This is a genomic window from Streptococcus oralis, assembly GCF_004127215.1.
Taxonomy (GTDB): Bacteria; Bacillota; Bacilli; order Lactobacillales; family Streptococcaceae; genus Streptococcus; species Streptococcus oralis_BD.
In genome coordinates, this window is record NZ_QEWJ01000001.1 from 61,319 (window position 1) to 77,018 (window position 15,700).

The 15,700-nt window shown below is 42.2% G+C and carries 15 protein-coding genes; all 15 read right to left on the reverse strand.

Annotated features, from left to right (window positions below; genetic code table 11):
* Window positions 1-4 precede the first annotated feature (4 nt).
* The 15 genes from DF216_RS00300 to xseA all read right to left on the reverse strand — a co-directional run bounded on the left by DF216_RS00300 (window position 5) and on the right by xseA (window position 15,616).
* Window positions 5-1,567, reverse strand: a complete 1,563-nt coding sequence (locus DF216_RS00300) for a 2-isopropylmalate synthase (RefSeq protein ID WP_129325568.1) — start codon at window positions 1,565-1,567, stop codon at window positions 5-7.
* 314 nt (window positions 1,568-1,881) lie between these two features.
* Window positions 1,882-2,538 carry an MmcQ/YjbR family DNA-binding protein gene (locus tag DF216_RS00305; RefSeq protein ID WP_129325569.1) on the reverse strand — a complete coding sequence of 219 codons (657 nt, stop codon included), beginning with the start codon at window positions 2,536-2,538 and terminating at the stop codon, window positions 1,882-1,884.
* 43 nt (window positions 2,539-2,581) lie between these two features.
* The gene (locus DF216_RS00310; protein ID WP_129325570.1) at window positions 2,582-3,214 is read right to left on the reverse strand and encodes a copper homeostasis protein CutC; all 633 of its coding nucleotides are present in this window, start codon (window positions 3,212-3,214) and stop codon (window positions 2,582-2,584) included.
* A 91-nt stretch (window positions 3,215-3,305) separates the two neighbouring features.
* Complete coding sequence (locus DF216_RS00315) at window positions 3,306-3,665, reverse strand: YbaN family protein (RefSeq protein ID WP_061453612.1); 360 nt, start codon at window positions 3,663-3,665, stop codon at window positions 3,306-3,308.
* A gap of 108 nt (window positions 3,666-3,773) precedes the next feature.
* Window positions 3,774-5,861, reverse strand: a complete 2,088-nt coding sequence (gene topA, locus DF216_RS00320) for a type I DNA topoisomerase (protein WP_129325571.1) — start codon at window positions 5,859-5,861, stop codon at window positions 3,774-3,776.
* Between the two features lie 117 nt (window positions 5,862-5,978).
* Window positions 5,979-6,827 carry a DNA-processing protein DprA gene (dprA, locus tag DF216_RS00325; RefSeq protein WP_129325572.1) on the reverse strand — a complete coding sequence of 283 codons (849 nt, stop codon included), beginning with the start codon at window positions 6,825-6,827 and terminating at the stop codon, window positions 5,979-5,981.
* A gap of 81 nt (window positions 6,828-6,908) precedes the next feature.
* A complete protein-coding gene (locus DF216_RS00330) occupies window positions 6,909-7,532 on the reverse strand; it encodes a hypothetical protein (protein WP_129325573.1) in 624 nt (207 codons plus the stop codon).
* Window positions 7,533-7,676: 144 nt separating this feature from the next.
* The gene (gene lepA / locus DF216_RS00335; protein WP_129325574.1) at window positions 7,677-9,500 is read right to left on the reverse strand and encodes a translation elongation factor 4; all 1,824 of its coding nucleotides are present in this window, start codon (window positions 9,498-9,500) and stop codon (window positions 7,677-7,679) included.
* A 78-nt stretch (window positions 9,501-9,578) separates the two neighbouring features.
* A complete protein-coding gene (locus DF216_RS00340) occupies window positions 9,579-10,307 on the reverse strand; it encodes a metallophosphoesterase family protein (protein ID WP_129325575.1) in 729 nt (242 codons plus the stop codon).
* Window positions 10,308-11,975: a DNA repair protein RecN gene (gene recN, locus DF216_RS00345; protein ID WP_129325576.1), complete on the reverse strand. Its 1,668-nt coding sequence runs from the start codon at window positions 11,973-11,975 to the stop codon at window positions 10,308-10,310.
* 6 nt (window positions 11,976-11,981) lie between these two features.
* Window positions 11,982-12,413: an arginine repressor gene (locus DF216_RS00350; RefSeq protein WP_129325577.1), complete on the reverse strand. Its 432-nt coding sequence runs from the start codon at window positions 12,411-12,413 to the stop codon at window positions 11,982-11,984.
* Window positions 12,406-13,221 carry a TlyA family RNA methyltransferase gene (locus tag DF216_RS00355; RefSeq protein WP_129325578.1) on the reverse strand — a complete coding sequence of 272 codons (816 nt, stop codon included), beginning with the start codon at window positions 13,219-13,221 and terminating at the stop codon, window positions 12,406-12,408. The genes DF216_RS00350 and DF216_RS00355 overlap by 8 nt, the downstream gene beginning before the upstream one ends.
* On the reverse strand, window positions 13,214-14,089 hold the full coding sequence (locus DF216_RS00360; protein WP_129325579.1) for a polyprenyl synthetase family protein: 876 nt from the start codon (window positions 14,087-14,089) through the stop codon (window positions 13,214-13,216). The genes DF216_RS00355 and DF216_RS00360 overlap by 8 nt, the downstream gene beginning before the upstream one ends.
* Window positions 14,086-14,298 (reverse strand): exodeoxyribonuclease VII small subunit, encoded by a 213-nt coding sequence (locus tag DF216_RS00365; protein WP_000043226.1) that lies wholly within the window; start codon window positions 14,296-14,298, stop codon window positions 14,086-14,088. The genes DF216_RS00360 and DF216_RS00365 overlap by 4 nt, the downstream gene beginning before the upstream one ends.
* On the reverse strand, window positions 14,276-15,616 hold the full coding sequence (xseA, locus tag DF216_RS00370) for an exodeoxyribonuclease VII large subunit (protein ID WP_129325580.1): 1,341 nt from the start codon (window positions 15,614-15,616) through the stop codon (window positions 14,276-14,278). The genes DF216_RS00365 and xseA overlap by 23 nt, the downstream gene beginning before the upstream one ends.
* Between the last annotated feature and the right edge of the window lie 84 nt (window positions 15,617-15,700).

Consider the following 15,700-nt stretch of genomic DNA (forward strand, 5'->3'; position numbering starts at 1 on the left):
TCCTTTACACGTTAGGCATATCGCGATAGGAAACGCTTCGTCCCATCTCACCAGCATTCTCCTTTTGAACAAAGGTATTGGCATTGATGTAGGCAATAGCTGAAGCCTTCAGTACATCGAAATCAATCCCTGCTGCATTAAAGATGGTCTCTGTATCTCTGTTTTCAACAGTCACCAATACCCGAGCCTGGGCATCAATCCCATCTGTCACCGCATCGATAGTGTAGGATACCAAGCGAACAGATTGATTGAAGAACTTGTCAATGGCGTTGAAGATTGCTTCAACAGAACCTTGTCCTGTCGCATTAAACTCAAGCTTCTCACCATCCATATTGGCTAGGCTAACGAGTGCTTCGATGTCATTATCTGCATGAGTTTGCAGTTGTAAATCATCAAAGTGGAAGCCTTCTGGATTTTCAACCATGGTTCCAGCTACCAGAGCACGAATATCTGCATCTGTGATTTCTTGTTTCTTATCAGCCAGCGCCTTGAACTTAGCAAAGAGTGGTTTGATGTCCTCTTCTGTAAAATCAAGGGCCAGTTCTCTCAGTTTTTCAACAAAGGCATGGCGACCAGACAATTTCCCAAGCGGAAGACTATTACTCTTGACACCAACCAATTCAGGGGTGATGATCTCATAAGTGAGAGGATTTTTAAGGACTCCATCTTGGTGAATACCAGACTCGTGAGAGAAGGCATTACCACCAACGACAGCCTTGTTTTTAGGAACTGGAATACCAGAGAAGCGAGAAACCATTTCTGACGTATTCATTGTTTCATCCAAAACAATATCACTAGTTGCTTGGAAGAAATCCTCACGAATCTTCAAAGCAACAGCTACTTCTTCAAGAGCAACATTACCTGCGCGTTCACCAATGCCATTAATAGTTCCCTGGACACGTCCAGCACCGTGTTTAATCGCTGTCAAAGTATTTGCAGTTGCCATACCGAGATCATCGTGACAGTGGACACCAAAGACAACTTTATGATCTGATTTAATATTTTCAGTCAAGTGGTCAAAGATGCGTGCAAACTCTTCTGGAGTCGTAAAGCCAACTGTGTCAGGGATATTTATATAAGATGCACCTGCATCGACCGCTGTTTGAACAACTTGTAAGAGGAAATCCAACTCTGTTCTAGTCGCATCTTCAGGCGAGAACTCGACAACCTCAAACTTAGAACGTGCATAAGAAACATGCTCCTTGATAGCTTCTAAAATCTCTTCCTTACTCTTATTGAGTTTATACTTGCGGTGAATCGGACTGGTAGCGATAAAGACATGAATTTGTGGATACTTGGCATCCTTAAGAGCCTCATAACAAGCATCAATATCAGATTTTACAGAACGAGCTAATCCTGTCACTGCTGTTTTTTTCATGGCTCTAGCAATTTTTTGAACGGCTACAAATGAATCTGGACTAGCAGCCGGAAAACCAGCTTCAATTACAGAAATTCCCCATTTCTCCAGCTGTCTTGCAATGGAGACTTTTTCCTTGATTGAGAAGTTAACACCAGGTGTTTGTTCCCCATCACGAAGACTTGTATCAAAAAATTCAACTTTACGCATAAGAATTCCCCTTTTCCAAATATGGTTTTAAAAAAACATCTCGCTCAGAAACCCAAGCGAGATGTTGATTTACTCCCGCTTGGTAAGCCAAACAGGACTAATGCTTTTGCACTAGCCCGAGTACCTCAACAACAAAGCAAATTGATTAAACTTAGCTGTTTTCATGTTTGACTTTCTCCTTCGTTTGATATCTTGTTTAGTATTTTAGCATAGGAAAAGTCTCTTGTCAAGAAAAAATCCAATATTTTCTGAAAATTTCTTCAGTAAAGAATATTTTGCTAATTGAAAGTATTTAAAAAGGCAAGGGAATTTCCTTACTTTTTCACAGTCAAGTTCCAACTTCTTTCGATTAGTTCTAACACCTCTTCATCTAGCAAACTATCATCAAGAGCCAGACTAATCCAGTAGCGTTTGTTCATATGAAAGGCTGGATAAATGCCTTTTTGTGAAAGCAAGTCAGCAACTTGATCATGTTTGAGGTTGATTGCTTCCACTAGCCCTTCTCTGTTCTTATCTAGCTTATCCCAAGGTATTCTCATTAAAACAGCATACCACTTTTTACTGCCTTCATGACGTAATACTGCCGTATCAGGAGATTTCTCCCACAGATATTCCAACTGATTTCCATACTTTTTCTGAACTTGAGACATGATACGCTTAGTCTGAGGACAGATAAAATCCTGCATATCAAAACAAGCCTTCCGAATCTGGTAGAGAATCTCCAAACAAGCTTGACGGATACTTCCGACAAAAGTCCCTCTCATGCTTTCCATATGGACTTGAGGATAGAGGTCACCAGTCTCCTGATCAAAAACTTGAAAGCTCACATTATCCGTTATGATGGACACAGTCATGACAAAATCTCCATCCAAAATCTGGAAACTGTAGGTCCAGACTCCCTCATTTTCTACAAAACCATAGGCACGAGCTTTTTCTTGATTAAACTGATAGGATTTAAAAATTTCAAACATAAGTGAAAACTGCTACCCAAAGCTAGCAGTTCCTTTCTATTTTTTAAAAGACAACCTTGGTTCCATGCAATTGTGTCACACCCAGCTGGTCGATAAAGGTTTGACGGTTGTCCAAGTCAATCCCTCCACCTGGCAGAATTTCAATTTTACCTTTAGCATGCTCCAAAATTCTGTGATAGTGAGCAAAACGTTTCTCTAGCGAGTCTCCAGATACGCCAGCACGAGTCAGGATACGAGTGACACCAGCTTGGCTGAGCCAGTCAATAGCTTCCAACTGATCTTCTTCGCTCAATTCATCAAAGGCCATGTGAAAGACAATTTCCATTCCTTTCGATGCGGCAATCAACTTCTCAAGATTAGTCTTGTCCAACTTCTTATCAGCAGTTAAAGCACCAAAGACGACTCCTTGACTTCCAGCTTGAGCAGTCAAACGAATGTCTTCTAGCATGATGGCAATTTCCAGATCATGATAGACAAAGTCGCCACCACGTGGACGAATCATGGTCATAATGGTGCTATCATAGTTAGCTGCCAGTTCAACCGCTGCCTTTGTTACTCCATAGCTAGGTGTTGTTCCACCAACTGCTAGATTATCACAAAGTTCGATTCGACGAGCTCCAGCCTGCATCGCTTTTTCAAGCAAGGTCACATTTTCAGCACAAAATTCGTAAATCATTTGATTCTCCTTGAAAATTACTTTTAATTTATTATATCATATTATTTAAATATGTTTTCATTTTTATCAAGGAAATATCAAATTTCAAAAACTAATCCTTATCAGGAATTACTTTAAAGAGATAGTAGGTGATAAAGATTGTCAGGGCTCCCAGGCCGATTTTGACTGGTAAGAGAGGTGCAAAATAAATGGAAATTCCCATCAAGATATAGATAGATACGATGATCTTTTTCTTGCGTTCTCTGGCGATTGACTTGGTCTCACGAAAGTCAGCTACATAGGTCTGATAGAGCTTGGTGTGATAAAGCCAGTCTTCAAATCTCTTTGAAGACTTGGAAAAGCAAGCGATGGCTAACAAAAGAAAGGGAGTTGTTGGTAAAAGTGGCAAGACAACTCCAATGACAGCTAAGGCCAGTGAAATAAAGCCAATGCTTAGGTAAATGATACGCATGATTTCTCCTAGATAAATTATCTCTTCCTCTAGTTTCGCATACAAGGGGGAAATTTGTCAAGCCTCAACAAAAAAAGAGCCTGAAATTTATTTTCAGGACTCTGTATTTTATTTGATTTTTTCCTCTTCGTAGTCGCCATTACTACACACAATCTGTTTGCCACCACCACGGACTTTCTTCTCCACAAGGAAGTGACCACATTTTGGACAATCCCGTCCAATTGGTTTGTCCCACGAAGTAAATTCACATTCTGGATAGCGATTGCAACCATAGAAGATACGATTGCGTTTGGTTTTGCGCTCAATGATTTGTCCTTGATGGCAGCTTGGGCACTCAACACCAATCTCCTTAACAATCGCTTGCGTATGGCGACAGTCTGGGAAATTGCTACAAGCATAGAATTTACCAAAACGTCCTAATTTAATCACCATTGGACTACCACAGACCTCACAGTCAAACCCAGCTGGCTCATCCTTAATCTGAATTTTTTCCATTTCAGCTTCAGCCTTGGCTACTTCTTTGGAGAATGGTTTATAAAATTCATCAATAACACGTTGCCACTGTTCTTTTCCAACTTCGACATCATCCAGTTTTCCTTCCATTTCAGCTGTGAAAGTCACGTTTACGATGTCTGGGAAGTATTCAACAATGAGTTTATTGACAATTTCTCCCAACTCAGTTGGTTCAAAGCGTTTGGCTGCCAGACGAACATAATAGCGTTTCTGAATGGTTTCAATAGTTGGTGCGTAGGTTGATGGACGACCAACTCCATTTTCTTCCAAAGTCTTGATAAGGGTCGCTTCCGAATAGCGAGCAGGGGGTTGGGTGAAATGTTGTTCTGGCTTGCTATTCACCTGCTTGACTACATCTCCAACAGCCATATCTGGCAACATCTTGTTTTTGTCAGAGTCATTGTAGATGGCAAGATACCCATCAAACTTAACTTGGCTACCATTTGCTGCAAACTGGACTCCATTTTGAGAGAGCTTGACAGCCATGGTATCAAAGATAGCTCCCGTCATCTGGCTAGCTACAAAACGATTCCAGATAAGCGTATAGAGTTTGAGTTGGTCTTTATCCAAGTACTTAGCAATTTTTTCAGGTGTATTGAAAACACTTGATGGGCGGATAGCCTCATGGGCATCTTGGGCACCTGAAGCATTCTTGACCTTGCTTCCATGTTTAGAGTACTTACTGCCAAAACGTTCGTTGATAAAGCTTGCCGCTTCGTTTTGCGCCACTGGACTAATACGAGTCGAGTCTGTACGCATGTATGTAATCAAACCTTGTACGCCTGTACCGATATTGATTCCTTCATAGAGCTGTTGGGCAACCATCATAGTCTTCCGAGTACGGAAGTTGATCTTATTTGCCGCATCCATCTGCATGGTTGATGTTGTATAAGGTAGCGGAGCGTTACGCTTACGTTCTTTTTTATCTACCTGTTCCACTGTGAAGTCTTTACTAGTAAGATGAGATAAAACTTCTTTTACCTTTTCATTCGTAGCGAGCTTCATCTTCTTCCCATTCATACCATAGAAAGAAGCTTGGAACTGCTTGGTTCCCTTTTTGAAGACTCCATCAATCGTCCAATATTCTTCGGGTTGGAAGGCATTAATCTCATTTTCACGGTCAATGATTAACTTGAGTGCAACAGACTGTACGCGTCCAGCTGATAAGCCCTTCTTGACCTTCTTCCAGAGAATTGGTGAAATCGAATAGCCTACCAAGCGGTCCAAAACACGACGTGCTTGTTGGGCATCGACCAAGTCCATATCAATCTTGCGAGGTTCTTTAAAAGCATTTTTCACTGCGTCCTTGGTGATCTCATTAAAGACCACACGGTTGGCATCATTTTCATCCAAATCGAGAATATGAGCCAAATGCCAGGAAATCGCTTCTCCTTCACGGTCCGGGTCACTTGCCAGAAAGACTTTATTGGCCTTTTTGGCTTCCTTTTTCAGGTCATTGATGAGAGGACCTTTTCCTCGGATATTGATATATTGCGGTTCATAGTTGTTTTCGATGTCAACTGACATACTGGATTTTTTCAAATCTCGGATATGTCCGACACTGGCTAGAACCTTGTAATTGCGTCCTAGATATTTCTCAATCGTTTTCGCCTTGGCAGGCGACTCCACGATGACTAGATTTTTTTTAACTGTTGATTTTTTCTTCTTTGTTGCCGTAGCCACACTATCACACCTTTTCAAAGTAATAAACTTTATAAAGTGTAAACCATTTTTAAAGACCTGTCAAGACTTAACTCCTATAGTATAGAAGAAAAGTTTATCTGAGTGAACAATTTCTCCTTAAAATTCAAACTCAGCTAGCACATCTTGACCGCTGGAAATCAGTTTTGCTCCCTCTTGGATCAGGTGGTGACAGCCATCTGAATGGCCATCTAAAATGTTTCCTGGAATGGCAAAAACATCGCGTCCTTCTTCCATAGCTCGCTCACAGGTAATAAGACTACCAGAACGCATCCTTGCCTCTGCAACGATCACACCACGGCAAAGACCAGCAATGATGCGATTACGAGCTGGAAAGTGAAATTTCAAGGGTTCTTCACCTGGTCCGTATTCACTTAGCACTAGATGATGATTGCCAATGTACTCTTGCAGGCGTTTATTGGCACGTGGATAAAAAACATCTAATCCTGTTCCAATCACAGCAATCGTTCTCCCTCCATTCTGGAGCGCAGCCATATGGGCAGCGGTATCAATTCCTTTGGCCAAGCCGCTGACCACGATTAACTCGTTTTCCAAGCCTTGGATAATTTTCTGAACCGACTTTGCTCCCTGACTCGAACATGAACGACTCCCTACAAGAGCAACCTTTGGAAATTTCAACAAGTCCAGATTTCCTTTATAAAATAAGAGAGCTGGAGGGTCATAAATCTCACTCAGATCCCAAGGATAACAGTCATCAAGAATAGAAAAGGATGGAAATTTTTGAAACTCCTTCTCCAACTGTGCATCATCTATCTGGAAATAGCGTTCCATAAAGACAGCAGGATTGCGGCAACCAGAGATTTCAGCAATATCACCTAGCAAGAGCTCCTGATCTACGGTCTCGTCATATTCAAGAACAGTTAAGATCTGTTGATTGGTTAGCCCAGCTTTGCGAAATTTATAGATTTCATAGTTATCAATTTTCATAAGAAACTCCATTTCTTTTACTACTCTCTTATCTATTCGTAAAAAAATAAAAAGAAGATCAGTTGATCTTCTTTTTTTCATTTATTCAGCTTTAGTAGTTGACCAGCTACTTTCAATCATCGGTAAGATTGTTTTTAAAGTTTCCCCATCCCCTTCAAGTGAAACATAGCGGATTTTACCATCATTTGATCGGAAAACCCAAGTAACGAGGTATTTCCCTGATTTAGCAATTGCATTGACAACATAGGCTTCATAGCCTCCAATGGTCGATTTGGAGCCCCAAACCTTACTGAAATCAGAGCTTTGTTCTTTGGAAGTTAAAATACTAGATGAGACAGTCACAACATCCAGTTTAGCATATTCTTCTTCGCTGATATTGAACTGCTCAGCCTTGAAGGTATTCAGCGTAACAATGTTGATATCTGTTCCATCACTATACTGTATATCATTTCCACCTTCTACTTCATGGAATCGAACCCATGATTTGGGTACCTTGACAAAACCATACTCATTCGAGCCGATGATTTGCATCTCTTCCTTTTTCGCTTCAGAAACAGCAGAGCTAGAGCTACTCGTTTCCTGACTGCTAGAAGAACTAACTACCGTAGTCGAACTTTCTCCGGTTGCTGTTTGTGATTTATTAGAGCATGAAGCTAAAAAAACACTAGCAGTAACAACAGTTCCTAAAATTAATAATTTTTTCATCCTACCACCTTTCCATCTGCATTATAAGAAAAATAAGGACTTCTGTCAAATTCTAACCTAACCTATTCTGTTAGTTTACGATTTAATAGCTCACATTTAAAGCAAAAACTCTTGAATATTTCTCAAGAGTTTTATTTTATATTTCTATTCTTCATCCATGCTTAAGACGCTAAGGAAGGCTTCTTGTGGGACTTCTACTGATCCGATAGCTTTCATGCGTTTCTTACCAGCTTTTTGTTTTTCAAGGAGTTTGCGTTTACGAGAAACGTCACCACCGTAACATTTGGCAAGTACGTTCTTACGAAGGGCCTTGATATCCGTACGAGCCACAATCTTGTGTCCAATAGCTGCTTGAATCGGCACTTCAAATTGTTGACGAGGGATGATTTTCTTGAGCTTATCAACGATGAGTTTTCCACGTTCATAGGCAAAGTCCTTGTGAACTATAAAGCTAAGGGCATCCACCTTATCACCATTGAGAAGGATATCCATTTTGACCAGCTTAGATGGGCGATACTCTGACAATTCATAGTCAAAGCTTGCATAACCACGTGTCGAAGACTTGAGTTTATCAAAAAAGTCAAAGACAATTTCGGCAAGTGGAATTTGATAGATGACATTGACACGATTGTCATCAATATAGTCCATGGTTACAAAGTCCCCACGTTTGCGTTGAGCCAGTTCCATCACTGCTCCTACGAACTCCTGCGGTACCATGATTTGCGCCTTGACATACGGTTCTTCAATAGTCGCAATCTTAGTTGGGTCTGGGAATTCTGATGGATTTGACACATCCATAGACTCACCGTCAGTTTGGTTAACCTTATAGATAACAGACGGAGCTGTCATGATGAGGTCGATGTTAAACTCACGCTCTAAACGCTCTTGGATAACATCCATATGGAGAAGTCCAAGGAAACCACAACGGAAACCAAATCCCAGCGCCTGAGATGTTTCTGGTTCAAATTGAAGACTCGCATCGTTGAGCTGCAATTTTTCAAGGGCTTCGCGAAGGTCATTGTACTTGTTCGATTCGATTGGATAAAGACCCGCAAAGACCATAGGGTTCATCTGCTTGTAGCCATCCAGCGGTTCAGTTGCAGGATTGTTTGCTAGAGTCACTGTATCTCCGACACGCGTATCTTGAACCGTTTTGATAGAAGCCGCAATATAACCAACATCACCAGTCGCTAGAAAATCACGCCCTACTGCTTTGGGTGTGAAAATTCCGACCTCAGTCACATCAAAGGTCTTGCCATTGCTCATGAGCTGAATCTTATCGCCAGGTTTGACAACTCCGTCCATGACACGAACTTGGAGGATAACCCCACGATAGGCATCATAAACTGAGTCGAAAATCAAGGCCTTGAGGGGCGCCGTCACATCACCCGTTGGTGCTGGCACTTTTTCTACGATTTGCTCAAGAATCTCTTCGATACCAATACCAGCTTTGGCAGAAGCTAAGACTGCTTCACTGGCATCCAGTCCAATGACATCCTCAATCTCCGTACGCACACGCTCAGGATCGGCTGCTGGTAAGTCAATCTTGTTAATAACAGGAAGAATTTCCAAATCATTGTCCAAGGCCAGATAAACATTGGCAAGAGTTTGAGCCTCAATCCCTTGTGCGGCATCGACTACCAAAATAGCTCCCTCACAGGCAGCTAGAGAACGCGACACTTCATAGGTAAAGTCCACGTGTCCAGGCGTGTCAATCAAGTGGAAAATATAGGTTTCCCCATCTTTAGCAGTGTAATTCAGCTCGATGGCATTAAGCTTAATGGTAATCCCACGTTCCCGTTCTAGGTCCATACTATCCAGAAGCTGGGCTTGCATTTCACGACTAGAAACCGTCTCAGTCTTTTCCAAAATGCGGTCCGCCAGCGTTGACTTCCCGTGGTCAATATGGGCGATAATAGAGAAGTTACGGATCTTCTCCTGTCGTTTTTTCAATTCTTCTAAATTCATGATGCTCTTCCTTTCAGGGTATCTATTAATTATAAATTGTTTTTAACATTTTGACAAGACCATACCCTGCTAGGAGTACTAATCTTCGGCGACAAAGCCGTCATTTTCAATGAAATAGTGCTCAGTCATGCCTTGGTCAGTAAAGACAATCCCATGAAGGACACCACCATAGACAGCTCCTCCATCCATGCCAATCTTGCCATCATCTGTTATCCAAAGCTCAGCTGTACCTCGGTCTTGCTTGAGCAAACCATAAACCGGTGTATGCCCAAAGACAATGGTTTTCCCGGTATTATTTTCAGCTTCGTGGAATGGTTTTCTGAGCCAGACTTTCTTGTAATCAGTGGTTTCATGCCAATCATCCAAGGTCAAATCAATACCAGCGTGAACAAAGATATACTTGTCTGTCTCTACTACAAATGGCATTTTACGAATAAATTCGACCAAGTCTGCTGCTTCTGTCGCAACCCGTTTGGCATCTCCTACGCCATCAACTGGTGCATCCAAGGGACGACCTAGGATAGAGTTAATGGTTGTATCACCACCATTTCGACGATAGTGGTCATAACTTTCTTCAGGATTGTCCAACCAAGTCAAAAACATATACTCGTGGTTGCCTGATAGACAGATAGCTCCATGATTGTACACCAAGTCCTTGACCATTTCTAGAACACGGCGACTATCTTCACCTCGGTCAATCAGATCCCCTAGAAAGAGCAACTGGGTGTGACCATCCCATGTTTTGAGAAGGTCTTCCAACATACCTGCTTTTCCATGGACATCTCCAATTACATAATAATCTGTCATTTATTTCTCCCTCTTTTGCAATAATTCTCTGGCTTGGCTAAGGGCCGCTTCTGTTACATTCTCCCCGGCCAACATCTTAGCAACTTCCTCTACTCGCTCTTCTAAAGTTAAGAGACGAACCGTAGAAACAGTTGAATGTTCGTCACTAATCTTTTCAATAAAGAACTGGTAGTCCGCAATGGCAATCACTTGTGGTAGATGAGAAATAGCTAAAACCTGACCATGCTGGCCAATCTTATGAATCTTCTGCGCAATAGCTTGGGCCACACGACCTGAAACTCCCGTATCCACCTCATCAAAGACAATACTGGTCTTACCTTCCTTACGAGAAAAGGCAGACTTAATAGCTAGCATGAGACGAGACAATTCCCCACCAGATGCAACCTTGACCAAGGGTTTAAGGTCCTCGCCAGGGTTGGTTGAAATGTAAAACTCAACTGTTTCATTTCCTTCACGACTGAATTTACCCTTACTAAAGCGAACCTGGAACTGTGCTTTCTCCATATAGAGGTCTTGCAATTCTTGCTTAATCTCAGCTTCGAGCTGCTGAGCCAAATCATGACGAGCAGATGCAAGCTGACCTGCCAAATCAACAAGATTAACTTCCAATTTCTTGAGCTCTGCTTCCATGTCTTCGGAAGAAAGGTTATTTCCAGTCAAGAGATTGTACTCATCCGTAATCTTAGCAAAATAAAGCAAAACATCGTCCACAGTCCCACCGTACTTGCGGGTAATAGTATTTAGAAGATCTAAGCGATTTTCAACCTGCATGAGGCGATTACCATCAAAATCTAGATCTTCAATGATATCTTCCAAACGCTTGGTAATATCTTCTAAAACATAGTAAGTCTCTGATAGAGAACTTGAAATTTCACGGTATTCAGGGTCGTATTCTTCGACACTTTCCATGTCATTCATGGCCGAACGGACATTGGCAAGACTGGAGAATTCCTCATTGTCCAACATACTGTAGGCATTGGTTAGCGTATCCGCAATATTTTTATGATTGAGGAGTTTATCTCGCTCTTGGTTGAGAGCCAAGTCTTCACCAGCCTGCAAGTTTGCTGCCTCAATCTCTGCCATTTGAAATTCCAACATCTCAATACGAGCCTTATGTTCCTGCTGGTTTTTCTTGACTTCCAGAACCTGCTTGCGCATTTTTCGATAAGCATCAAAGCTCGTCTGATAGGTCTCCTTCAGCTCCAAGAAAGTAGCATCACCAAACTCATCCAACATCTGGATGTGCAGTTGAGGACGCATTAACTCTTCTTGGTCATGCTGCCCATGAATATCCACAAGGTGTTGCCCAATGGCACGCAAGACAGACAGATTGACCATCTGGCCATTCACGCGACTAACACTTCGTCCATTTTGGAGAATCTCACGGCGAATGATGATTTCATCGCCCAATTCCAAACCTTGCTCATCAAAAAGTTCCTGCAAAAGGCGACTGTTTTCAACCGAGAAAAGTCCCTCAATCTCTGCCTTAGGAGCACCGTGACGAATAACATCAGTCGTTGCTCGAGCCCCCAACATGAGATTCATAGCATCGATAATGATAGATTTTCCGGCACCCGTTTCCCCGGTCAAAACAGTCATACCCTTTTCAAAATTGAGCGAAATGGCCTCAATAATGGCAAAGTTTTTTATCGAAATTTCAAGTAACATACTGACCTACCATTTTTTGACTTGTTCAACAATTTCCTCAGCAGCCTCAGCTGTTCTAGCTACAATTAAGATAGAATCATCATCAGCTAGGCAGCTAAAAATCTGTTCAGAAAATGCTTCAATCAACTGACTTTTCACAAAAATGGTATTTCCAGGAATGACAGTAAGGTTGATCATATTTCCCATCAGCTCGGAACTCACAATATTGTCCTCAGCCAACTGCAAACTTTTGACGATTGATTTTGGCAACTCATAGATATAGGTGTTGTTCTTCAAAGGAATTTTAACAATCCCAAGCTCCTTGATGTCCCTTGAGACAGTGGCTTGAGTAGCAGAAATACCTGCTTCCTTCAAATGCTCAACGATTTCTTCCTGAGTCCCGATTTGATAATCCGTAACAAATCTTCTAATTTTTTCAAGTCTCTCTTTTTTATTCATCTTTAAATTCTCTATGTGCTCTCTCTACAACTTTTTCTATTTCTAGGGCAACTTGGTTACTTGCTCCCTCTTCCTTTTTCAAATAAACTAAAAACTCAATATTTCCATGTCCTCCTTGGATTGGTGAATAGTCTAATCCAAGGACTGAAAAGCCTTGCTCAACTGCCATAGCAGTGACTGATTCAAGGACATGTTGATGAACCTTAGCGTCGCGAATAATTCCATTCTTCCCAATCTGCTCACGACCTGCTTCAAACTGGGGTTTGACAAGTGCCACCACCTGACCTTGATCAGCCAAGACACGATGCAAAGCAGGCAAAATCAGACTGAGGGAAATGAAACTCACATCAATACTGGCAAAGCTTGGTTCCTGCTCAAAATCAGTCTTTTCAGCATAACGAAAATTAAACTGCTCCATGCTGACAACCCGCGGGTCTTGACGTAATTTCCAAGCCAACTGATTGGTGCCAACATCGACTGCAAAGATCAACTCAACACCATTTTGCAACATGACGTCAGTAAATCCTCCAGTGGAAGCTCCAATATCAATCGTTGTCGCTCCCTCGACTGACAAATCAAAGACCTGCAAGGCCTTCTCCAGTTTTAGACCACCACGACTGACATACTTGAGTTTTTCACCCTTGAGTTTTAGCTCAGTGTCATCTGGGATTTTCTCTCCTGGTTTGTCAAAGCGCTCCCCATTGAGGACAGCTACGACTAGACCTGCCATTACACCGCGCTTGGCCTGTTCTCGCGTTTCAAACAAGCCCTGTTTATAAGCTAGTACATCCACTCTTTCCTTAGCCATTGATTCTCAAACTTTCTACTACTTTCACAATCGGCTCTGTTTCAAAGCTGACTTGCTGGGCAATTTCTTCTAACTTGGCATTAGCTTGATCCAAGGTTTGGTTACAAAAGGCAATGGCCTCCTCCAAACCCAGCAAGGCTGGATAGGTTGATTTTTCAGCCTGCAAATCCTTTTGTGGAGTCTTGCCGATTTCCTCAAAACTAGCTGTTATATCCAGCACATCATCTCTGACTTGAAAGGCCAGCCCAATCAATTCACCCACAGTTTTCAATTTTGCTTGGATTTCTGGTTCCAATTCCGCAATGATAGCAGCTGCTTGGAAAGGATAAGCTAGTAATTTTCCAGTCTTATTGGCATGAATGGTCTGAAGTTCTTCCAAGGATAAATGCTGGTGTTCGCCTTCCATATCTAAAACCTGCCCTGCCACCATACCTAGACTCCCTGAAGCAAGGGATAAATTGGCAATCAAATCCACCTTGATCTGACTTGGTAAATCTGCCTGCGCTATCAAGGCATAGGGATCTAGGAACAAGGCGTCTCCTGCCAATATTGCCATAGCTTCGCCAAATTTCTTATGATTGGTTAAACGCCCCCGACGATAATCGTCATCATCCATGGCAGGAAGATCATCATGAATCAAGCTTCCTGTATGAATCATTTCCAAAGCCGCAGCCACCTGCGCGTGAGCTGGTTGGATAACCACTCTCAGGGATTCCAAAACTTCTAGCAAAAGAAAAGGGCGAATACGCTTGCCACCAGCATGAATGGAATAGAGAACAGACTCTCGCAAACTAGAGGCAAACTGCTGGTCTCCATAAAAATCTTCCAAAGCCGATTCAACAAGAGCTAATTTTTCTTGCTTCTTCATTCAAAATCACTTTCTGTCCCGTCTTCTTGCATGACCTTAACCAAGGTCTTTTCAGCCTTGTCCAGCGTCGCTTGGAGCTCTTTTGACAAGACCATTCCCTTTTGAAAGGCAGCAATCGCATCTTCTAAAGCAATTTCACCATTTTCTAAACTTTGGACAATGGTCTCCAGTTCTGCTAGATTTTCCTCAAATTTCTTTTGTTTTGACATCTTTAACCTCTAATTCTACTTGACCATCTCGCATCAAAAGCGTCACTTGATCTTTTTTATTCAACATCTCAACAGAATCGACTACGGACTCTTCTTTTTTGACAATTGCATAACCACGAGCCACGATTCGACTGGTATCCAGCATCATCAAAGCTTCTGAAAGTCGCTTGACTTCAGCAACCTTGGCATCATAAACCAGCGCCATTTGGCTGCGTAGGAGCTTGTCCAACTGACCTAGACGGTCTTGATAACGCTGGATTTTGGTAACAGGTGATAACTGGACTAGTCGATGCGTCCTTGCTTGGACTAGTTGTCTGTTATCAGAAATCCGTGTTCGCAAACTTTGTTTTAATCGCAGTTGCAGCTGATCCAACCGTTGCAAATAGCCGTCATACAAGCGCTCTGGCTGTCTAAAGATGACCGACTGACTGCATTTTTTCAGAGCTTCTTTTTTTCTTGACAGGACATTCTGAACTGCTGTCGCCATCCGCTTTTCTTGATTTTGCAAATGCGTCAATAGATCCAACTTGGTCACAGGCGTTGCCAATTCAGCCGCAGCTGTTGGCGTTGCAGCCCGTCTATCTGCCACAAAATCCGCCAAGGTCACATCCGTCTCATGACCAACACTAGAGATGATGGGTAAACGGGATTCAAAAATAGCCCGTACCACGATCTCTTCGTTAAAAGCCCAGAGATCCTCTATGGAACCCCCACCACGACCAATGATGAGAACATCTAGGTCCTCACGTTGATTGGCACGCGCAATATTTCGAGCAATTTCCTCTGCTGCTCCATCTCCTTGAACCTTGGTCGGATAGAGAAGGATATCGACACCAGGAAAACGTCTGCTTACGGTTGTGATAATATCCTGAATAACTGCGCCACTGCGACTGGTTACTACCCCTATTCTCTTAGCAAACTGGGGAAGAGGTTGCTTGAACCGTTCTTGAAAAAGACCTTCCTCCGTTAGTTTTTTCTTGAGTTGTTCAAACTGAATCGCAAGCGCCCCGACTCCATCAGGCTCAGCCTTTTCAATGATGATGGAGTAGCTCCCGCTGGGTTCATAGACCTGCACACGCCCAATCACATTGATTTTCATTCCCTCTTCCAAGTCGAAACCTAATTTTTGATAAATCCCAGACCAGATGGTCGCTTGAATGACTGCATGGTCATCTTTTAGGGAGAAATATTGGTGAGTAGGTCGTTTACGAAAGTTGGAAACTTGACCAGTTAAATAGACCCGTTCCAAGTAAGGGTCTTTATCGAATTTCATTTTCAGATACTTGGTCAAAGTTGTTACCGATAAATACTTTTCCATCTCCACCTACTATTCATTTTCTTGCTTTTCCATGGGTATTATTATACCAAAAACATGCTTAAAAATCACCTTTTTCCTACTGAA